This window comes from Pseudomonas alkylphenolica (genome assembly GCF_004025535.1).
Lineage (GTDB): Bacteria > Pseudomonadota > Gammaproteobacteria > Pseudomonadales > Pseudomonadaceae > Aquipseudomonas > Aquipseudomonas alkylphenolica_A.
The window spans coordinates 571,042-592,028 of sequence record NZ_QJRG01000048.1; the positions used below are offsets into that span (position 1 = coordinate 571,042).

Consider the following 20,987-nt stretch of genomic DNA (forward strand, 5'->3'; position numbering starts at 1 on the left):
CTGGAAGTTACCCCGATGGGTACAGCAAATTGATCAAGAAGGAGTTTGAAATGAAAGCGATTGCTCAAACCTCGTCCCTCAAAGCTGATGGTGCATCAGCGGGAATTTGGAAGCTCAGCACGTCGGTCCTGCTCGCCGCAGCCATTGCTGTGAGCACCCATGCCTGGGCTGCTGAATCGCCAAAACCCGCCACCGAGGCCACCAAGGCGGCCAACGATGCGCTGCTCAAAGAGCTGCCGTTCAACGACAAGACTTCGTTCGAACTGGCGCACAAAGGCTTCATCGCCCCGCTGCCGTCCGAGCCGGTCAAAGGCCCGAACGGCAACATGATCTGGGACCCGAACAAGTACGGTTTCATCAAGGAAGGTGAAACCGCACCGGCCACTACCAACCCCAGCTTGTGGCGCCAGTCGCAACTGATCAACATCTCTGGCCTGTTCGAAGTCACCGATGGTATCTACCAGGTGCGTAACTACGACCTGTCGAACGTGACCATAATCGAGGGCAAGAGCGGCCTCACCATCATCGACCCACTGATATCCACAGAGACCGCCAAGGCGGCACTCGACTTGTACTTCAAGCATCGGCCGAAAAAACCGGTAGTCGCAGTGATCTACACCCACAGCCATATCGACCACTACGGTGGTGTACGCGGTGTGGTGGACGAAAAGGACGTCAAGGCTGGCAAGGTCAAGATCTACGCGCCAAACGGCTTCTTGGAGCATGCAGTGGCTGAGAACGTCATGGCCGGCACCGCAATGAGCCGCCGCGCCAGCTACATGTACGGCAACCTTCTACCACCAAACGAAACCGGACAACTGGGCGCCGGTCTGGGTACGACCACTTCTACCGGTACCGTGACCCTGATTCCGCCGACTGACCTCATCGAAAAGACCGGCGAAACACACGTAATCGACGGACTGACCTACGAGTTCCTCTACGCGCCGGGTAGCGAGGCGCCGGCCGAAATGCTCATCTACATCAAGGAGAAGAAGGCCCTAAACGCGGCTGAGGACTCCACCCATACGCTGCACAATACCTACTCGCTGCGTGGTGCGAAGATTCGCGAGCCACTGCCTTGGTCCAAGTACCTCAATGAATCCCTGAAGATGTGGGGCAATGAAGTCCAGGTCATGTATGCCCAGCACCACTGGCCGGTCTGGGGCAACAAGGAAGTCAAGGATCAGCTGTCGTCGCAACGCGACATGTACCGCTACATCAACGATGAAACCCTGCGTCTGGCCAACAAGGGGTACACCATGACCGAAATCGCCGAGCAGGTGAAACTGCCCAAGTCGATTGCCGACCGTTTCTCCAACCGTGGTTACTACGGCTCGCTGAACCACAACGTCAAGGCCACTTACGTGCTGCATTTGGGTTGGTATATCGGCAACCCGGCCACCTTGTGGGAGCTGCCGCCGGATGAACAGGCCAAGCGTTACGTCGACATGATGGGCGGCGCCGACGCCGTGCTGAAAAAAGCCAAGGAGTACTACGACAAGGGTGATTACCGCTGGGTAGCCGAGGTGGTCAACCATGTGGTGTTCGCCGATCCGAACAACCAGGCGGCGAAGAACCTGCAAGCCGACACCCTGGAACAACTGGGGTACCAGGCCGAGAGCGGCCCGTGGCGCAACTTCTACCTGACCGGTGCGCAAGAGCTGCGCAATGGCGTGCAGAAGCTGCCTACACCGGACACCGCCAGCCCCGACACCGTCAAGGCGATGGACCTGGACCTGTTCTTCGACTTCCTGGCCATGCGCCTGAAAGGGCCTGAGGTGGGCGACAAGCACATCACCCTGAACCTGGACTTCACTGACCTCAAGCAGAAGTACACGCTGGAGATGGTCAACGGTGTACTCAACCACACCGAGGGCGTGCAAGCGAAGGACGCCGACGCAACCATCACGCTAACCCGTGACACCTTGAACAACATTATGCTCAAGCAGACCACGCTGAAGGATGCTGTCAGCAAAGGCGACGTGAAGATCAACGGCAACGAGGGCAAGCTTGATGAGTTGATGAGCTACATGGACAACTTCGACCTCTGGTTCAATATTGTCACACCGTAACGCTCCTACTGATGCTTGATTGCATCACGGCAAGCCATTGGCACTGGGCTAGTGGCTTGCCGCTTTTTTATTCACACAATGCAGCAACCCTGGGGTACTTAGGCAAAATTTGTCCTAGTGAAACCGCGCGAACTCTAATTTGAAGGTCAAAAATATGAGCACGCTGATACATAAAATTAAACATGAATTCATGAAAGTCCTTCCGCCGACCATCTTCTTTTTTATCATTTTGCACATTGTTGCCCTTATTCGAGGGCTGATGATCAAGGGGTCGGGAGTTGATCTACCCGTTTCGGCCTCGGTGCTGATTGCCTCCATGATCCTCGGCAAATCGGTGTTGGTCGCGGATATGCTGCCCTTCATCAACCGCTTTCCCGACAAACCCCTGATCTGGAATGTCACTTGGAAGACGCTCATGTATGCGGTGGTCGCGCTGGTTGTGCATTACCTAGAGCGGCTGTACGAGTACTGGAAAGAGGCACCCAGCCTCATGGATGCGAATTCACTGCTGTGGTCGTCGATGAATTGGCCGCGCTTTTGGGCAATACAGATTCTTCTGGTTACATTGATTTTCATGTATTGCGTGATCGCGGAGCTGGCACGAGTCATTGGTCGTGATCGACTGAAGGTGATGTTCGTGGGCCCTCTTCCGCCAATGCAACGTTGAACCGACGTAAGCCTTTCGACTCATGACGCTAGTCAGTATAGGCAGAGACCTCACAGTAACTGCCGATTATGGAGGGCAGTTAACGGCCAAAACAGTCATTTAACTGCTCCGCGTCTGGTTTCTTTGTGTTAAATCAACTAGGCCACTGCAAGGAGGCGATTTGCATCAAGGATGTCCATTACGACGCATATAGTCAGCCAACCTGCGATACTCAGGACGTTCAGCAATGCTCGCCTGGGACTCAGCAATGGCTTCCAAACACGGGCGAAGATCAGGAGACAACCAAGCCTGGTCGTCCACTACCGCAGCCAATAAGCGCAACGCTGCGCCAGGGAAAGTTGTGCATAAACCTGACTGATGCAGCTGGTGGATCGCAAAGTGCATATGCTCCGTGGGCACTAACCAATCGTAGACTGCATCCAGAGCGGCAGGAAACTCTGCCCTGGCTGCAATGGACATTCGGATCAGTGATTCAGCAATGGTGGGCGTCACTAGATCTTGGGATTTTGGCCAGATATTTTGCCAGAAGGGCAGGATCCGATTCCGCCAGTACTCCTCCCGCTGCTCCCCTGCGCCCTCCATCGCTTGTGCCAGGGATTGAGCTGACTCTTGCAACGCCTTTAAAGGAAATGTGGCAAAAGCCTGGCGGAATTCCTCTGAGCTATACCCCTCAAGAGGACCTAATGCTGCATATGTGAAAATCGCAGCGAACTGCTCATCGTGCTCCCCTAGGTCCTCATAATGACCAGCAGTATCGAGGAAATCAGCCTTAAAGGCTAAAAGAAGCGGACGGTACAGACGCGGTGACCATAAGAATCCCTCCCAAGCCCTTCTAGCTTCGACGGGACTGATAGCCCAACTGAAATGAGGAAGGAGATTAGCTCTAGTCCAAGTCTCATCAACTCTGAATAATGCGATGAGTCTGGATGCAAGCAAAACTCTGCCATGACGGTATCTTTCCACTTGCAAGTCGCACAGTTCGGTGAAGAGCTGACGTATCCCCTCTGGAAGACGATCATCATCGCTAAGGTTAGATTTCTGCCAAATGTTTAACAGTGCTTGCGTTACATGTCCAATGGGGTGGTTGATGGCCTCAGTAACTGGCTGATTGATAGGTTCGCCATTACTAGTCATGCCCGTATCCGCATCTAGAGGCAGGCCCATCACTCTACGGCACATCCCCAAAAATACAGTAAGGCCTTCAAAGTTCGATTTAGATACCTCATCAAGCCAGCGAGTAACATCATAAATCACTTGCGAAAGAACCTCTTCTGGCATCGCTTCGATCCATGGAACAACATAACGCCATGATTTTCGAGCAACACCTGATTCGCTCCATACCTGGAGCGCCTCCTGCCAACGCCTCACAAGCCATTGCCCCTCCTGCGCCAGGTCTCCCAAAGCATACAAACTGTTGAGAAGGTGCTTTCTACACACATCCCTCCAGGTATCTTCATCAAAGTACTCATGATCAGCCGGGGGATTTCGAAGCCATTGAACGAGTGCTTCACGTTTGTAAGGTGCCAGCCTGATGACGCGCTGATCTTGATAATCAGGGTCTCCGGTCCCACTCATCCAGTGAGAGAATTCATCACTCTCGTTTTCCGCCAAGCGTAGATGCGGGTACACCGCGGATAGCTCATCAAGCTTTTGCTGAGCTTGATCACCGAGGACAAGCCCACCTAACTGAAGCTTCGCCAAGGCCCTCCAAACTGCCTGGTCTACACGTTGTTGATACCGATCATCCGTGATGTCAGCTACGAAGTTTTCTCTCGGGGGGCCGAGCAAAATCACCGTCTCCAGCATTTCTTGAGCCACGAGAGGCAGCCTTCGCCCTTGCAACACGAGCAGGCGATAAACCTCTCGTTTAGTGGAGATTGACCACAGCCATCGACCATTTTCTACCAGTAACCATTCAACCCATTCATCCGCGGGAAAAGCGCCTTCTTGACTCGCTGCAAAGAACGCCAAACGCTTGAAGGTAGGATACGGAATCTCAAACCAGCTGCGCGCGATCTTCACAGCAGCATCAGGATACTCTCCGAAATTAGCTAGCCACGAATCACGGAGCAGCTCAATGAGCACTACCCACTCGCGGAAACCACGGTTTTGCCAGTGGTGACTAATCGACGGCATATCCCAGAATGAACGATCCTCAAAAGAGTCGACACTTCCTAATTCTTGCAAGAGGTCCAAAGCATCACGAAGCAATGCCTGGAATTCCTCAAGGAGCAACGGCAAAGCTAATGTCCACTCTTGATGAGACGACTCGTACAGCGTAGATCTCACGTCGTCGGAGTTTAATACCAACTCCCAATTCACCAGATTGCGCAGATTCGTTGGTGAAACATCCACATCTTCCGACAATCGAAATGGCTTAGATATGGAAACCACAGGTGAAAGCAGCATCCGTAGCTGTAGTCGAAGACTTGCAGTTAGACCATCTCGCTTCAACCGCTCGGCCCAGCTGTAAAGATCCAACTCTCTCCAGGGCGACTTTATCCGCTCAGCTAGAAACAGCCCCCAGAGCTTGCGCATGAGAGGCCCTGGTATCGCCTTAGGTGAGCTTTTACGGAGTGCATCCAGCTCGGCGGTTTTTCCTTCATTCTGAAGCTTGGCAGTGAGCCCCAACTGGTCTTGGATGAGAAATGCAAGACGCTCGTGGACGCTTCCCCCCCGCGCAGAGAGCCAAAGCAAAAGGTCCGGATCATCGAGGTGCCGCACCAGCCATCGAGCTATCTGGAACATCACATTATCCCAGTAACCCGTGCGCCCTCCGACAAGCGACATTGGCGCTGCCAAGTGATAAGGGGTGGGCCTTTGAACCAGACTGAAGTTGAGCTTAGGATCGGCTTCCGCGTGAGCAGGAACCCCGAAGCGCCCGAGATCTGAGTGGTAGTAGCGAGTATCACTGAATGCGCCCAACAGCCACTCTAAGGACGGGGCGGGACTGAAATCCGCAAACCGACGCGCCGGTAGCCCAGACCTATCAGATAGCGCCCAAAGCATACGTCCAACGAAATCATCTTGCCGAGTGCTAGCCGAGGGCTTGGAGAGAGCGTGGGTAGTCACAATCCGCTCCTTTCCAATAGTTCCATCCCTGTATGTCTCAGACCAAGCTTTCAGGGTCTGATGCAACCCCCTATGCGAGTTGACCCCAGGCTGAGTGTGGTAGAGGATGGGAGCTACTCCCTTTGCCTTCCATTCAGCGGTTTTCTGGCTTTCCTCTCCTGGTTTACAGGATCCAAATGCCCATGCCTGCGGAGTGATCTCTCCAAGCATTCTGTCAGCAGCCAACGCGTCCATCATGTAGCGCAGAACCGGGTCGCTGACACTGTATCCGACGAAGCAAACCACGTAGTTGCGGAATAACTCACTCACGAATCGGGCAGCCCAACGTTCAGTCAGGTATGCAAGCCCGAAGTCACCGCTTGTGATAACGAGTCGGTTGAGTTCGTAAACGGTGGGCTTAGCTGGCAGCAAGCCGTGCAGATAAACGACCCCATCCCAGCGGCTATTTTTAGGCAGCGGAAGCATCGGGGCGGAGTAAGAATTGAAACGCTGTTTTGTGCGCCGACCTGCGGCATCGAAGACGCGGTCGAAATTTGTTGTGACAAGACGCAGGGCCCCGGTCCGACTCCTCCCCAAACTCAGCAATGCTGCGTGCGTGTCCGTTGCCCCTTTGAGCCGAAGATTGGGCTTGAGAGCCCGCGCTAAAGCCTCTCGAACAGCTCCCCGCCCGTTCGGCAAGCGCCGCTCAAGAAGATCCAGAGTGGCATCGTATTGATAGTTATCAAAGGCTTTCTGCTCTGCACTATCGAATTTGGTCAGCGCCTCTTTGTAGATGAGGTGGACCAAGCCTTTGAAATCCAGCAGCCCAGCTGGGTAGGAGATGCCTGCTCCGCAAAAGAAAACTACCCTGTCCTCTTCATGGGCCTGGAGCAATTCGTCTGGGATATCCGGACCGTTCGTTACAAACTGCATCCCTGCGCCACCTCGTGTTTGATGGCGACAAGCCACCTATTGACTCGCTGTGTATCACGGGTGACTTCTTTATGCCAACGATACTCAACGACCGATTGTAATAGGCCGTATTGTGCCTCAATCGATGAGGAGCTATGGGTCGTTCTCTGCCGGTCATTATCAAAAATTTTGCGAGTCAAGTCCGATGCAAATGACTGGTTAAGTCGAATGCAAATGAGTGGGCAAGTTCACGAATCACGCAAGACCTGCCGGGTCTTGCGACAATGACCGTGAGGGAATGAACCCGATCGTGGCGCCGTCGATGAGCATTCAATCCCGCCTTAGCCAATACCAGCCCTATATAGTGATGAGCACACAGACGGCGCTCCGTCTGGTGATCTGGTGGACCTGAGCCGTCGCATGGGTGAACTGTCCGCCGGACTGCACATTGGTGGAACGATGGCCGATAAGTTCAACCAACCGGGCTTTGATGTGGTCAGCCCTACCGGCGAGTGTGTGTGCTAGTTGCTCGCCGTGAAGGTTGGGCCATGCTGCTGGCCGTTGGCATCCTCGACTTCGTCTCGATGCAACATCTGTTCGCGCTTTAGCGCCCCGTCTGCTGCTGCTTGAGCACCACCCTCATCATTACTACCACCCCGGCCTGTGCAGGTATGGCCTATCTGCTTGTCCTACCCATACCCACCCATCGCCCATGCCTGAGGCTTCCCTGCGCTCGCTGCTAGGTTGTGTGGCCGCAGACCAACTGGCTACGTTGCTGCACGGGGCTGGCTGAGGCCGTGCCAAAGATGGCTCAACTTGCATGACCAGATATCGGCATCCGGTCTCAGCAAGGACGAATTCTCTTAAACTGGTATCGCTCAGCCGTGGCGATACCGAGGCCGGCCGGGCACGGCTAGGGGGGATGTAGGCGAAAATGGCCAAATCAACGCGACCGGCCACCGAGCCTTTCTTCAATACTGATTAGAGCGTTTTCGAGGCCCAAAATGGCCAGAGCACAAGCAAAAATCCGAAGGGAGCCTGATACCTCATTTGATTCCCAGGTCGAGGCGATGCAGGCGGCACAGTTGGTTTTGTTGCCTACACGCAAGCTTGAGCCTCGTGCGGAACAAATTTTCGAAATGATCATGAGTATGCGCCCGGTGATTATGTGGGAGCCCTTTGACCTGCAATTGGCGACGGATTTGGCCGAGATCAATGCCCGGATCGAGTGGACTCAAGAGGTATTAGCGGTCGAAGGTGATGTGCTGACCACCCGTCTCGGAACGCCGATGATCAATCCTCGGGCGACACACTGCGGTAACCTTAGGCGCCAGGCTGTGACATTAGTACGGGCGCTAGGACTTTCGGCAGGTCAACGGCACTTGGGGGATGAGCCAAACCGCAAACTCGCGGCTAAACAACAGGAGTTGCAGCTAGCATCTTGGAATGCTGAGGATGATCCCCTACTGGCATGAACGGAACAGAACTCAAATAAATTCACCAAGTGCTGCTGGTATACAAGGCTTTCCGCTCACGCACCAGGTACGATCGGGGGCAAGATTGGGGGCAATAATAGGATATCCATACGCAAAACCCCATATTTAGAGCCAAGTTGAAATGTTTTTTGGCGATCCGGACAGTCTCTGAGCACTACATTGCTGCACTCGGAGACGGCCGTCCTAAGGAGCCATCCCCGACATCAAGCACCACGCCCTACTGTTGCGCAGTCCAGACCGCCAGCTCATAGCCGTCCGGGTCGATGAAATGAAACCTGCGCCCACCGGGAAACGCAAAGGTTTCACGGCTGATGACGGCGCCAAGGCCTTGAAGACGCTGCTGTACGGCATCAAGGTCATCGGCATACAGGATGATCAATGGCCCGCCCGGCCGCACAGCCTCACCTGTAGTAAAGCCACCGGTGAGGCGGCCATCGCTGAACTCGGTATAGCTCGGTCCGTAGTCGACGAATGTCCAGCCAAATGCCGCACCGTAGAAGGCTTTGCTGCAAGCGATATCGCTGACGTTGAACTCAATGTTGTCGATCTGACGATCATTCCCTCGAACGCTCATGCCTGGCTCCTTGCTGAGTGATGGTTGGCAGCCATGGGGTGTACACCCCATGGCGGTCAAAAACAACAGGCCTGGCGTTTAGCGTGATGCGTAGTTGAGCACGAACTGTACGTGCGCCTTCACGCCCGTCGCCAGGGTCGCGTCGTCGGCGGTGAAATACGGGCTGTGATTGTTGGCAGCCTTGTTCATGTCTTCACTCTCCGGCGTTGCGCCGAGAAAAACAAACAGGCCCGGCACTTTCTGTGCGTAGAAGGCGAAGTCTTCACTGGGTGAGAGCGAGGCCGGCAAACGTTCGACCTTGCCCGGTGCCGCCTTTTCAAGGGCTGTCACCATGGCCTCGGTCAGTGCCGGGTCGTTCACGGTAACCGGCGCATAAGGCACCAGCTGCAGGTTGGCGGTGGTGGCGTAGCTGCTGGCGATGTTGCTCACCATAGCAGGCATGTGCGCGAGGATACCGGCGCGGATGTCCGGATGATTCGAGCGGATGGTGCCGGTCATGACCACGGCCTCGGGAATGATATTGCTGGCGGTACCGCCGTTGATCGAGCCGACGCTGATCACGCCCATGCCCTTGGTCAGATCGGTGCGCCGGCTTACCAGGGTCTGCAGGCCATTGACGATCTGGGCGCTGGCGACAATCGGGTCGCTGCCGGTCCAGGGCGCGGAACCGTGGGTTTGGCGACCATTGACGGTGATGCGAAATTCGTCATCGCTGTTGAGCACCGGGCCGGCCTTGTAATACAGGTGACCGGTCGGGTAACCGGCCATCACGTGCACGCCGAATACCGCTTCCACCTTGGGCGCGTCGAGGGCGCCGTCGCGGATCATCGCGCGGGCACCGGCGACGCTGCTGGTGTCAAAGTCATCGGCGTCCGCCGCACCCTCCTCGGCCGGCTGGAACAGGAACACCACGGTACCGGCGATCTGTTCACGGTGCTCGGCCAGCACCTTGGCGGCGCCCAGCAGCATCGCCGTGTGGGTATCGTGGCCGCAGGCGTGCATCACCGGCACCGTTTTACCCAGGCGCAGGCCTTGCGCCTTGCTGGCAAACGGCAGGCCGGTCATTTCTTTCACCGGCAAGGCGTCCATGTCGGCACGCAGGGCCACCACCGGGCCGGGCTTGGCGCCCTTCAAGACGCCGACCACGCCGGTCTTGCCGACACCCGTGCGCACGTCGATACCCGACGCGCGCAACTGTTCGGCCACCAGCGCCGCAGTGCGCACTTCCATGTTGCCCAGCTCCGGGTGCTGGTGGATGTCGTGGCGCCATTCGATCACTTGCGGGTTCACCGCAGTGACGGCGGCCTCGACCCAATCGGTATCGGCGGCCTGACTCGCCGAGGCGACCAGCAAGCCCAACAGGGTGAGGGATAAACAAGCCGGTGTGTTGCGCATGGTTAAGGTGTCCTTGTGGTGCTGTTCTTGTTGGTTTGTTTTGAACTCAGAAGAGACGTAGCGGCCATTCCACGATCAGCATGTGCATGCTGATGTCACCATCGGGCTGGCCGCGCATGGCGTTGTGGTAACCCTCGCGCAAGCGCACTTTCATGCCCTTGGCGGTACCGCTCTGGACGACGTAGCGCGCCTCCAGGTCCAGCTCCTGGTGCTGCGCATCGTCGGCGGCCGACCACGCCTGGTAATTGGGGTTGGGCGAGCGGCTGATGTCATAGCCGTACACGTACCGGCCCATGAAGCTCAAACCCGGCAGGCCGTAGGGCGCCATATCCAGGTCGTAACGCAGCTGCCAGGACTTTTCGTTGGGGCCGTTGAAGTCCGAGGCCATGACCGGATTGCTCAGGTAGATGGAGTTGCCGAACGCACCCGAGCCGTTGTTGCCAAAACCGATGTAGTCGAACGGGGTGTCGCCAATAATCCGCTGGAAACCGAGACTGAGCTTGTGGTTGAGCCAGGAGTAGGCGACCTGCGTTGAAAACGCGGTGGTGTCGATTTCACCGGCCCTGGCCTGACCGGCATCGTTGGTTTGGTAGGCATTGACGTCGAGGTCAATCCGCGACGCCGGATCAAGGGTCCAGCGGTAGGTACTGCCGACATAGTACTGGTGCCACAGTTCCTGAAAGTCGGCCCCGTAGAGGCTCATCGACCATTGATCATTCAAGGCGTAGCGAGCGCCGGCAAAGTCGACCGCGCGCGTCTGGATGTTGGCGTAGTTGGCCCACAGCCCGCCTTTGCTGCTGGTCGAGGACGGCTCGGTGCCTGCGGTGAAGTGCCCGCCTTCGAGCAGCACACCGTCGAGGTCCTCGCTGCTCAGCAGAAAACCGGTAGCCGTGCTGGGAAATACCCGGGTATCGGAGGTTGCAAACACCGGGTTGGTGACCTGCATCTGGCCGTAACGCAACTGCGTTTGCGCGTAGCGTGCCTTGACCAGCGCACCGGCCCTGCCGAAGCTGCGCTGGGCTTCGCCTTGCTTGTTCATCTGCACCGTGCCGTAGCCGGCATGGCCGTCGCCGCCATCGAGCTTGAAACCGCTGTAGGCGAACGCATCGATGCCCAGCCCCAGCGTCCCCTGGGTAAATCCCGAGGTGAAATTGGCTTTCAAGCCGAGCGACACGTCACGCGGATCGCGCCTGTTGTTGGGACGGCGGTCATGGCCGTCGCCCTTGATCTGGTTGTTGAGGACGACCGAGCGCGTGCTCAGCAGCAATTCGCTGTCCTCGATGAAGCCGTGTTCACCCGCCGTCGACAGCAACGGGAAAACAGTCACGCAGGCGATTACCAGCGGCCGGGAGGTCGAAAGAAAAGTCATGCAGGTATCCATCGCAAGGGGCGCTCGAAGCGCTTGTTGTTATTGTTCAGCCATCGTTGCCAACCGCCGTGGCCGGCGGTCTAGTCCAGCGGTTTGCCGACGGTCTCCTTGACCAGCGAGAGCCCCGCGAGGGTGGCGCACAGGCACACCATCACGTAGAACGCCGGTGCGTGGTTGTCGCCCGTGAGGCTGATCAGGCCGGTGGCGAAGAACTGCGCGAATCCGCCGAAAATCGACACGCCCAGGCAGTACACCAGCGACAGCCCGGAGGCACGGATGGCCCGCGGGAACAGCTCGGTGAGCATCACCACCGACGGGCCGGTGATCAGTACCAGGAAAAAGGTGCAGACCAGCGAAACGCCCAGCAAGGTGAGCAACGTCGGGTAGTGGGTCATCAACATGAAGGCCGGGTAGATCAACAGCAGCATCGGGATGCTGCCCAAGGCGATGGTGCGTCGCCGGCCGATGCGATCACTGAGCTTGCCCGCCCACAGCGACAGCAGGATCTGCACCAATGCACCCAGGCACGAGGCGCCGATGCCGGTGGACATCGGCAGCTTTAGCACGGCGACGGTGTAGTTGGTCATGTAGTCGAGCACGATGTAGCTGCTGGCGGTGCCACCGATGGTCATCAGCACACCGGCCACCAGCACGCGGCGGTGACGGGTAAAGATCAGTTGCAGCGCCGGCGCTTTGGGTTCGCCAGGCGTTGCATGCTCTGCGGTTTCCTGCAGGTGGCGGCGGATGTAGACACCGAGCGGCAGAATCAGCAAACCCACCAGAAACGGTATGCGCCAGCCCCAGCTTTCCAGCGCCTCGGTGCTCAGGCTGGTGGTGAGAGCCAAGCTGACGACAGAGCCCAAGAGAAAGCTCAGGCCCTGACTGAAGAACTGCCAACTGCCGTAAAAGCCTCGATTGTGGTCGTCGGCATACTCCATCAGCATGGCCGTCGACGCGCCGACCTCGCCACCAATGGCGAAACCTTGAATCAGCCGCGCTGCCACAATCATCAGGGGTGCAGCCAGGCCTATCTGCGCATAGGTGGGGGCACACGCCAGCACGGTCGAGCCCACAGCCATCAGGCTCAATGTCAGCAACATCGCCGGTCGGCGGCCGACGCGGTCGGCATAGGCGCCAATGATCAAACCGCCAAGCGGGCGCATGACGAAGCCCAGGCCGAACGTCGCCAATGCCAGCAGCAACTGGCTGAGTTCGCTCTGTGCCGGGAAAAACTGCCGGCCGATCAGCGTGGCGAAGAAGCTGAATACCGAGAACTCGAAGAACTCCAGCGCTGAACCCAGGGTGATCGCAGCGATGGCACGGGTACTGATCGACGGGCGGCCAATGGCAACAGCAGCCGCCGGGATAATGGTAACGGACATGACAACTCCTCTGGCCCGGTGCGCTCTCGGCGGCGGGCAGGCGGCGAGATTCAGACCAGAAAGGTTTCGACCAGACGCACCCAATAACTGGCGCCCAGCGCCAGGCAGTCGTCATTGAAGTCGTAACCGGGGTTATGCACCATGCAGCCCCCTTCGCCATCGCCGTTGCCGATCAGCAGGTAGCTGCCAGGACAATGCTGGAGCATGACGGCAAAATCTTCGCTGCCGGTCAGGGGCGCGGTGTCGCAGATCACCCCTTCGCTACCCAGCCAGTCGAGGGCAACCTGACGCGCGAACGCCGTGGGTAGCTCGTGATTGACCAATGGCGGGAAGCGCTGCGCTTCATCGACCAGCACCTGCACCGTGGCGCCGAAGCTGGCGGCCTGCGCCTGGGCCAGCGCGGTAATGCGCTCGACCAGTTGATCGCGTACCGCCAGCGTCAAGGCGCGCACGCTCAATTGCAGTTCAGCGTGTTCTGGAATGACGTTGGCAGCGATGCCGGCATGAAATGCACCGACCGAGACGACAGCACAGTCGAGCGGGTCGATATTGCGTGCCACCACGCTCTGCAGCGCCATGACCATGGCGGAGCCGACCAGCACTGTATCGATTGCCTTGTGCGGCATGGCGCCATGGCCACCGACGCCGTGGATGCGGATCGTCACGGTATCGGTCGACGCCATGAACGGTCCACTGCGAAAGCCGAACTTACCGACCGGCAGCCCCGGCATATTGTGCATCGCGAACACCGCGTCACACGGGAAGCGCTCAAACAAACCATCCTCAAGCATGCGCCGGGCACCGCCATCACCCTCCTCGGCCGGCTGGAAAATCAGTGTCAGCGTCCCCTCAAACGCGCGATGCTGCGCCAGGTACTTGGCGGCGGCCAAGAGCATGGCGCTGTGGCCGTCGTGCCCGCACGCATGCATCTTGCCCTCATGCTTGCTGGCGTAAGGCAAGCCCGTCTGCTCGGTAATCGGCAATGCGTCCATGTCGGCGCGCAACCCGATCACCTTGTGGCCGCTGCCCAGTTGCAACCTACCGACTACACCGGTGCCGCCGAGCCCGCGATGAACTTCATAGCCCCACTCCAGGAGTTTGCTGGCGATCAGGTCACTGGTGGCGAACTCTTCGAAGCTGAGTTCCGGGTGGGCATGCAAATGCTGGCGCACAGCGATCATTTCATCTTCTATGGCCTGGATGCCGGGTAGCACGGACGGGTGTGTCATGGCGTTTCCTGTTGTTGTTTTTCCCAGAGCTGGGCATGCTGGGGAAATCATAGGGTCACGTTCCGTGGCCTCGGAAGTCCGCAAATCGGTTGGGCTGACAACCAAAGGTTTACGCTCGACAGCAAGGGAAACGATGAAGCTGCATCAACTCCAGGCACTCGTGGCCATTGCCGACTGCGGCAGTATCCGGGCTGCCGCGCGCAAGCTTGACGTCTCACAGACCGCCATCTCCAAGGCATTGCGTGAACTTGAATCGCACCTGCAACTGCCCCTGCTGGTGCGCAATGCCAGCGGCGTGGGGCTGACGCTGTATGGCCGCTCGCTGCTGCTGCATGCCAGGCAGATGCTCGGGCAACTCGAACAGGCGCAACTGGAACTGACCCACCTCAAGGGCCATATCGAAGGCCACTTGCGGTTTGCCATTTCGCCGTGGATGGGCATGGCGTTGTTGCCGGAAGTCGTGCAACTGTTTCGCCAACGCATGCCGAAGGTGCGACTGGAGATCTTCGAAGGCTTGATGGCCGTCACCTTGCCGCGCCTGCGCGAAGGCACCATGGACTTCGCCATCGGCCTGGTCTCTGCCCTGCTGCCGCGCCCGGAGTTTGCCTGTGATCCACTGCTGTCCTATCAAATGGCAGTGATCGCCCGCTGCGAGCACCCGAAACGCGGCAGCCGGTCGATCCACGAACTGCTGGATCAGGACTGGGTGGTGAACTACCCGGACACCGGCCACGAAGACTTCATGACCGAACTGTTCTGGCAACACAGCGCACAGATTCCGGTCGAACAGGTGCAGCGCGCCCAGTCGCTTCAACTGATGCTGTCGCTGATGGAGCAGACCGACATGCTCGGCTACTGCCCCGAGCCCATGCTTACCGTGCCGATCTACCGGGAGCGGGTAGCCCGTCTGGACCTGGCGGAGTCATTTGCGACCGACACCATCGGTATCGTCACGCCGCGCAACACCCAGCTTGGCACGGCAGCGCAGTGCTTCGTCGACTGCCTGCTGCAGGTCATCCGTCGCCGGGCCCGCTCGTCGAAAGCGGACGACCGGCAGTTGTTCGACACCCTCAGGCTGCTGATCTGAGCCGGTTTTCCACACTTAAGTACCTGCACCTTGTCCCCCGTCACTGTCTTGTGAAGTGAATTGGCTATGCTGACCCTGCGATAAATCAAGCGCACTCAGAGAGACAAGGAGGCATTTATGAAAGCGGCTGTTGTTGCAAAAGGACAACGCGTGGACGTGGTCGAGAAAACCCTGCGGCCCCTCAAGCACGGCGAAGCGCTCCTGAAGATGCAGTGCTGCGGGGTCTGCCACACCGACCTGCACGTCAAAAACGGTGATTTCGGAGACAAAACCGGGGTAATTCTCGGCCATGAGGGTATCGGCGTCGTCCAGGAAGTGGGCCCCGGTGTCACCTCGCTCAAGCCCGGCGACCGCGCCAGTGTGGCGTGGTTCTATCAAGGCTGCGGGCATTGCGAGTACTGCACCAGCGGTAACGAAACGCTGTGCCGCGACGTCAAGAACTCGGGATACACGGTGGACGGCGGCATGGCCGAAGCCTGCATCGTGATGGCTGACTACTCGGTGAAAGTGCCGGACGGGCTCGACTCTGCCGCCGCCAGCAGCGTGACCTGCGCAGGCGTGACCACCTACAAGGCGGTGAAGATCTCCAACGTCCGCCCCGGGCAGTGGATTGCAATCTATGGCCTCGGCGGCCTTGGCAACCTGGCCCTGCAATACGCCAAAAACGTCTTCAATGCCCGGGTCATCGCCGTCGATGTCAACGATGAGCAGCTGCGCTTTGCCAGCGAAATGGGCGCCGATCTGGTCGTCAATTCACGCACTGAGGATGCTGCGAAAGTCATTCAGGAGAAAACCGGCGGTGCGCACGCGGCCGTGGTTACCGCAGTCGCAAAAGCAGCGTTCAACTCGGCAGTCGACGCGCTGCGCGCGGGCGGACGTCTGGTGGCGGTCGGGCTGCCGTCTGAAGCCATGAACCTGAACATCCCCCGGCTGGTGCTCGACGGCATCGAGGTGGTCGGCTCGTTGGTGGGCACCCGCCAGGACCTGCAGGAGGCATTCGAGTTTGCCGCACAAGGCAAAGTGGTGCCCAAAGTGACCTTGCGCCCGATCGAAGACATCAACGAGATCTTCGACGAAATGCTGGAAGGGAAAATCAAAGGCCGCATGGTGATCGATTTCGGTAGCTAAATGCGGTAGGCAGCGCCTCGGCACAGGTCAATCAGCCGGTGCCGAGGCATTGGCGCAAGGTGAGCAACGACACGACGGCTGGCGCCTGACAATCAGCGCACGACGTTCTTTACTTGCACACACCAGCGCGGTGCAAGCCTGCACGCCAGCGACAGGATCAAACCTGAAATGATCGGTCTAACAGCAAGCCAACGCCCGCCCATCACCCTTTCCTTGCTGCTAGCTTTTGGTCTGGCACTAACAACGAGTTGTTCGAGCAAGGCTTCGAAAGCACGCTATGCCTATGCAAACGCTGGCTCCAGCTGCTACGCCAAGGCCCTGCCTACCGCAGGTGAAGGTGGATTGGCCTGGGGCTCGACGATGCACATGGCGCGCACCAAATCGATGAACAATTGCATACGCTATGCCGGCCGCTCCGGCGGTACCCCCAACACCTGCAAAGTGGTGCTGGCAGAGTGCAAGTAAACCGTCAGGTCATCAATCGCTGGCGGACAGGCAAGCCCGCCACGTCGTCAGACCACTTCACGCCCCTTGAGTACGTCCGGGTCAAGCGCCAGGCGTTGCTGCTCGTGGATATGTCCGACCAGCGTGAAGACGTCGTGACAACTGGTCACACTGTCCAGGCGTATTTCGGTCACAAACAGATTACCGCCATGCCCAAGGCGGATGGTCAGCCACTCACCATCCTCGCAAGAGGCTTCACAGTGCTCAGGCGCAAATGCCTGTTCGATAAGCTGACGCAGTTCAAGCGTGGAAACGCCAATCAATGACATGGTGCAATCCTCATGTCGCATGGGCCCAGACTCTCAATTACCACTCAATGACCAAAGACGCCAATTGATAAAGCGATGGCATGGCGCAAATCCGATTGAATTTTTCCACCGTCATCGGACTCAGTAGTTTCAGAAGCCGTATTTTCCTGTTCACTGCCCTGAAAGGATCGTCACTGGCCTATGAACAACGCAAAACTTTACGTGATCGACTACCTGCTTCACGGCGCCGCCAAGTCATTCATCATTCGTGCAGAGCACATGGACAACGCCCAGGCCTGGCATTGGGCGAGTTGCGACGCCGGTGTCGGCAGGATCGGGCGCTTCGGTCTGGAGAAGGTCAAGCTGGTCAGCAAACCCATGGCAGAACGCTACGGCATCACCGAGGTGCACTGGCGTCAGTCCTGAGATGCACTCAACGAAGCCCACAGGTGCTGGGCCGCATAGGCACGCCAGGGGCGCCAGGCCAATGAGCGCTCGGCCAGCTTCACGTCCCCGGGCTCAAGTTGACGCAGGGCCTTGAGCAGTGCGACATCGCCCAGGGGAAACGCATCGACGTCCCCGCGCAGGCGCAGCGCCAGGTACTGAGCGCTCCAGGGGCCAATACCTGGTAACAGGCACAACCGTTTGACCCAGGTGTGCAGATCGTTACCTGCACGCAACAGCCCGGGCTCGTCGAGTATGGCCTGGGCCATGACCGACAAGGTCGATGCTCGCGCACGGGGCATGCCCAGGCCGCTCAGGTCGCTCGAGGCAATGGCCTTGGGATGAGGAAACACATGGGTAAGGCGTTCATCACCGGTCAGGCCCGGCGCCAACGGCACACCATGGCGAGCCACCATGCGCCCGGCGAGCGTCATGGCACCGGCCACACTGATCTGCTGGCCGAGCACGGTGCGCATCGCCTGTTCGAACGCGGCCCAGCCGCCGGGAACGCGCAAGCCGGGCCGTGCGGCAATCAACCCGGCCATCAACGTGTCACGACTTAAGTCCCGCTCGATACGTTGCGGTTCGGCATCCAGGTCGAACACTCGCCGCAGCCGCGCAACCAGTGCGGGCAACACGCGAGGAGGCAGACCGTACAGGGTGACCGCCAGTTGATCGGCGGCCACGGGGCGACAATGAATAATGCCATGATGACCACCGAGCACTACCGTGCGCCGGTACTCGCCGGCCTCCACAGCTTCAATGGCGGCAATGCTGCGCGCCTGTAAAAAGCCCAGCATTGAAGGCCAGTGATAAGGCGCTCGGTAGCGCAGCCAGACGGTCAGCGTTGGTGCGCTACGCAGCGTGCGGCGGTAGCCTTGGAGGGAACTGAATGCTTTCATTCGCCTGGTTTACCCCTGCCGCGCGCCTTCGAGTTCTGGGTAAAAAGCAAAAGCCCCGCCGGACAGGTACGGCCGGCGGGGCTTTAACCTCGGCCTTACTTGCCGTTGGTCAGGGTGCTATAGCTGGTCATCAGGTTGCGGTAATCCGGGATGTGGTTGTAGAACAGCGTGCCCAGGCCTTCGATGTCGTTGCGCCAGTCTCGGTGCAGTTCGCAGGCCAGGCCAAACCAGGTCATCAGTTGCGCGCCGGCTTGCGACATGCGGTTCCAGGCAGAATCGCGGGTCAGCTCATTGAAGGTACCGGAGGCGTCGGTCACCACGAATACTTCAAAGCCCTCCTCCAGTGCCGACAGCGCCGGGAACGCTACGCACACTTCGGTCACTACACCGGCAATGATCAATTGCTTCTTGCCGGTGGCCTTGACGGCCTTGACGAAGTCTTCGTTGTCCCAGGCGTTGATCTGGCCCGGCCGCGCAATGTAAGGCGCCTCGGGGAACTGCGCCTTGAGCTCCGGCACCAGCGGGCCGTTGGGGCCGGTTTCAAAGCTGGTGGTGAGGATTGTGGGCAACTTGAAGTACTTGGCCAGGTCACCCACCGCCAGCACGTTGTTCTTGAACCTGTCCGGGTCGATATCACGCACCAGCGACAGCAGACCGGTCTGGTGATCCACCAGCAGGACTGCGGCATTGTTCTTGTCCAGACGTACATAGGGCTTGCTCATGGTCTTACTCCTTGCGTTGATGAGCCGGCACCTGAATGCACCGGCCATGAGGGATCAGCGTTGTGAGTCCAGCACTTCGTTGTCACGGGCCACTTGTTGCGCCTTGGCATAACTTTCGATCAGCAGTTGGTAATGCGGGAACACATGGCTGTAGGCCTCAGCCCACTGGAGTGCATCTTCGCGGTTCCAGGTGCGCTGTACTTCCGAGCACACCGCCGCGGTATCCATCGGCACCACACCGGCCTGCACCACACGGGCCAGGGTGATTTCCTGGGCCATCTTCGAATAAGTGCCGCTGGCATCGATTACCGCAAATACTTTATAGCCTGCATTTACCGCACTGATGCTCGGGAATGCCATGCAGACGCTGGTAATGGTGCCGGCGATGATCAGGGTCTTGCGTCCGGTTGCCTCTACGGCGGCGACGAACTCGGGATTATCCCAGGCGTTGATTTCACCTTTGCGTGCGACGTAGTGTGCGTGGGGCGCCGCTTCGTGAATTTCCGGAATCAGCGGGCCGTTGGGGCCTTGCGGCACTGAAGCGGTGGTGATGACCGGAATGTTCGCCAGGCTGGCAATCTTGGCCAGGGTGATGGCGTTGGCCCGCAACTCCGTCATGGGCATGTCCTTGACCGTCTGGAACAAGCCGCTCTGATGGTCGATCAGCAGCATCGCGGCGTCGTCGGGGTCGATGCGTGGCACCTGACCGTTGAAGTTCGCGGTATTGGCAAATGTGCTCATGCTAGGTACTCCTTGCTTTCGGGTTGCCAGCAATGCTGGCAACCGGGAACGAAGGCTCCCGTCGGGCAACCTTCGGGTTAATCAGGTTAGTCGTCGTGACGAGCGCCTTGCGGCCCGCTCATCTGGCCGAAGCGGCCGGCACGAAAATCCTCAAAGGCCTCGGCGATTTCCGCTTCGCTGTTCATTACGAAGGGGCCATAGCCGACGATCGGTTCATCCAGCGGTTCGCCACCCAGGAACAACACCGCCACGTCGCTTTGCGCTTCAAGCAGCAGCTCATCACCGGCACGGTCGAACAGCACCAGCTGCGCAGGCCCCACCTGACGCTCGCCATTGACCAGCAGCGAGCCCCGCAACACCACCAGCGCGGTACTGCGCCCCGCCGCGCTCGGCAGGGTCAATGACGCGCCGGCTTTAAGTTGCAGGTCCCAGACGTCCATGGGAGTGAACGTCCGGGCTGGCCCCTGGTGCCCGTGAAACTCACCGGCGATGACCCGCAGGCTGGCACGGCCGCTGTCCAGCGAGACCACCGGGATGTCACTGCTGAGCAGTGTCTGGTAGCCGGCCGGCGCTGACTTGTCTTTGCCCGGCAGGTTGACCCACAGCTGGACCATTTCCAGGGTGCCGCCCTGGGCAGCAAAGGCCGGGGAGTGAAACTCCTCATGCACGATGCCGCCCGCCGCAGTCATCCATTGCACGTCGCCCGGGCCGATCAGGCCCCCGGCACCGGTGGAGTCACGGTGCTCCAGTTCGCCCTGGTAGACGATGGTCACCGTTTCGAACCCGCGATGAGGGTGCTGGCCGACACCACGGCGTGCCGTGGTCGGGGTGAAATCATGCGGACCGGCATAGTCCAGCAACAGGAACGGGCTGATGTGCTGGGCCAGGTTGTCGTAGGTAAACAGGCTGCGCACCGGGAAACCATCACCGACCCAGTGCGGGGTGGGGCTGCTATAGACGCCTTGGATTTTTTTCATGAGATGCCTCCTCTCGTGGATGGTTATAACCATACGAGCGCAACGACATCGGCGGTAGATCGGCTAAACTGTCCTCAGTGTTCTATT

The 20,987-nt window shown here is 58.6% G+C and carries 18 protein-coding genes; 7 read left to right on the forward strand and 11 right to left on the reverse strand.

Annotation, left to right across the window (positions count from 1 at the left end):
- Nucleotides 1-50: 50 nt before the first annotated feature.
- A complete protein-coding gene (locus tag DM813_RS23100) occupies nucleotides 51-2,072 on the forward strand; it encodes an alkyl/aryl-sulfatase (RefSeq protein ID WP_128325714.1) in 2,022 nt (673 codons plus the stop codon).
- A 154-nt stretch (nucleotides 2,073-2,226) separates the two neighbouring features.
- Nucleotides 2,227-2,739, forward strand: a complete 513-nt coding sequence (locus DM813_RS23105; RefSeq protein ID WP_128325715.1) for a hypothetical protein — start codon at nucleotides 2,227-2,229, stop codon at nucleotides 2,737-2,739.
- A gap of 165 nt (nucleotides 2,740-2,904) precedes the next feature.
- On the opposite strand, the gene dsr1 is transcribed toward DM813_RS23105, so the two are convergent.
- Nucleotides 2,905-6,723, reverse strand: coding sequence for an anti-phage defense-associated sirtuin Dsr1 (gene dsr1, locus DM813_RS23110; RefSeq protein ID WP_128325716.1), 3,819 nt, complete (start codon nucleotides 6,721-6,723; stop codon nucleotides 2,905-2,907).
- 983 nt (nucleotides 6,724-7,706) lie between these two features.
- Here dsr1 and DM813_RS23115 point away from each other — a divergent pair.
- Nucleotides 7,707-8,177: a hypothetical protein gene (locus DM813_RS23115; RefSeq protein ID WP_128325717.1), complete on the forward strand. Its 471-nt coding sequence runs from the start codon at nucleotides 7,707-7,709 to the stop codon at nucleotides 8,175-8,177.
- 238 nt (nucleotides 8,178-8,415) lie between these two features.
- On the opposite strand, the gene DM813_RS23120 is transcribed toward DM813_RS23115, so the two are convergent.
- The 5 genes from DM813_RS23120 to DM813_RS23140 all read right to left on the reverse strand — a co-directional run bounded on the left by DM813_RS23120 (nucleotide 8,416) and on the right by DM813_RS23140 (nucleotide 14,147).
- Nucleotides 8,416-8,772 carry a VOC family protein gene (locus DM813_RS23120; RefSeq protein WP_128325718.1) on the reverse strand — a complete coding sequence of 119 codons (357 nt, stop codon included), beginning with the start codon at nucleotides 8,770-8,772 and terminating at the stop codon, nucleotides 8,416-8,418.
- Between the two features lie 78 nt (nucleotides 8,773-8,850).
- The gene (locus DM813_RS23125) at nucleotides 8,851-10,167 is read right to left on the reverse strand and encodes an amidohydrolase (RefSeq protein WP_128325719.1); all 1,317 of its coding nucleotides are present in this window, start codon (nucleotides 10,165-10,167) and stop codon (nucleotides 8,851-8,853) included.
- 46 nt (nucleotides 10,168-10,213) lie between these two features.
- Nucleotides 10,214-11,536 (reverse strand): OprD family outer membrane porin, encoded by a 1,323-nt coding sequence (locus tag DM813_RS23130; RefSeq protein ID WP_164897283.1) that lies wholly within the window; start codon nucleotides 11,534-11,536, stop codon nucleotides 10,214-10,216.
- 80 nt (nucleotides 11,537-11,616) lie between these two features.
- Entirely contained in the window at nucleotides 11,617-12,918 is a 1,302-nt protein-coding gene (locus DM813_RS23135) for an MFS transporter (protein ID WP_128325721.1), read from the reverse strand.
- A gap of 50 nt (nucleotides 12,919-12,968) precedes the next feature.
- On the reverse strand, nucleotides 12,969-14,147 hold the full coding sequence (locus DM813_RS23140) for a M20 aminoacylase family protein (protein ID WP_128325722.1): 1,179 nt from the start codon (nucleotides 14,145-14,147) through the stop codon (nucleotides 12,969-12,971).
- A gap of 133 nt (nucleotides 14,148-14,280) precedes the next feature.
- On the opposite strand from DM813_RS23140, the gene DM813_RS23145 reads away from it, so the two are divergent.
- The 3 genes from DM813_RS23145 (at nucleotide 14,281) to DM813_RS23155 (ending at nucleotide 16,827) form a co-directional block, all read left to right on the forward strand.
- The gene (locus tag DM813_RS23145) at nucleotides 14,281-15,234 is read left to right on the forward strand and encodes a LysR family transcriptional regulator (RefSeq protein WP_128325723.1); all 954 of its coding nucleotides are present in this window, start codon (nucleotides 14,281-14,283) and stop codon (nucleotides 15,232-15,234) included.
- A 117-nt stretch (nucleotides 15,235-15,351) separates the two neighbouring features.
- Entirely contained in the window at nucleotides 15,352-16,362 is a 1,011-nt protein-coding gene (adhP, locus tag DM813_RS23150; RefSeq protein WP_128325724.1) for an alcohol dehydrogenase AdhP, read from the forward strand.
- Between the two features lie 168 nt (nucleotides 16,363-16,530).
- Nucleotides 16,531-16,827 carry a hypothetical protein gene (locus DM813_RS23155; RefSeq protein WP_128325725.1) on the forward strand — a complete coding sequence of 99 codons (297 nt, stop codon included), beginning with the start codon at nucleotides 16,531-16,533 and terminating at the stop codon, nucleotides 16,825-16,827.
- Between the two features lie 47 nt (nucleotides 16,828-16,874).
- On the opposite strand, the gene DM813_RS23160 is transcribed toward DM813_RS23155, so the two are convergent.
- Nucleotides 16,875-17,135 carry a DUF1652 domain-containing protein gene (locus tag DM813_RS23160; protein WP_128325726.1) on the reverse strand — a complete coding sequence of 87 codons (261 nt, stop codon included), beginning with the start codon at nucleotides 17,133-17,135 and terminating at the stop codon, nucleotides 16,875-16,877.
- 180 nt (nucleotides 17,136-17,315) lie between these two features.
- On the opposite strand from DM813_RS23160, the gene DM813_RS23165 reads away from it, so the two are divergent.
- Entirely contained in the window at nucleotides 17,316-17,540 is a 225-nt protein-coding gene (locus DM813_RS23165) for a DUF6555 family protein (RefSeq protein ID WP_128325727.1), read from the forward strand.
- On the opposite strand, the gene DM813_RS23170 is transcribed toward DM813_RS23165, so the two are convergent.
- The 4 genes from DM813_RS23170 to DM813_RS23185 form a co-directional block, all read right to left on the reverse strand.
- Nucleotides 17,531-18,460, reverse strand: a complete 930-nt coding sequence (locus DM813_RS23170) for an AlkA N-terminal domain-containing protein (RefSeq protein ID WP_128325728.1) — start codon at nucleotides 18,458-18,460, stop codon at nucleotides 17,531-17,533. The two genes, DM813_RS23165 and DM813_RS23170, sit on opposite strands and share 10 nt — an antisense overlap.
- A gap of 95 nt (nucleotides 18,461-18,555) precedes the next feature.
- Nucleotides 18,556-19,182 carry an isochorismate family cysteine hydrolase YcaC gene (gene ycaC, locus DM813_RS23175; protein ID WP_128325729.1) on the reverse strand — a complete coding sequence of 209 codons (627 nt, stop codon included), beginning with the start codon at nucleotides 19,180-19,182 and terminating at the stop codon, nucleotides 18,556-18,558.
- 54 nt (nucleotides 19,183-19,236) lie between these two features.
- A complete protein-coding gene (locus DM813_RS23180; protein WP_128325730.1) occupies nucleotides 19,237-19,923 on the reverse strand; it encodes a hydrolase in 687 nt (228 codons plus the stop codon).
- A gap of 86 nt (nucleotides 19,924-20,009) precedes the next feature.
- On the reverse strand, nucleotides 20,010-20,900 hold the full coding sequence (locus DM813_RS23185; protein ID WP_128325731.1) for a pirin family protein: 891 nt from the start codon (nucleotides 20,898-20,900) through the stop codon (nucleotides 20,010-20,012).
- Nucleotides 20,901-20,987: the final 87 nt, after the last annotated feature.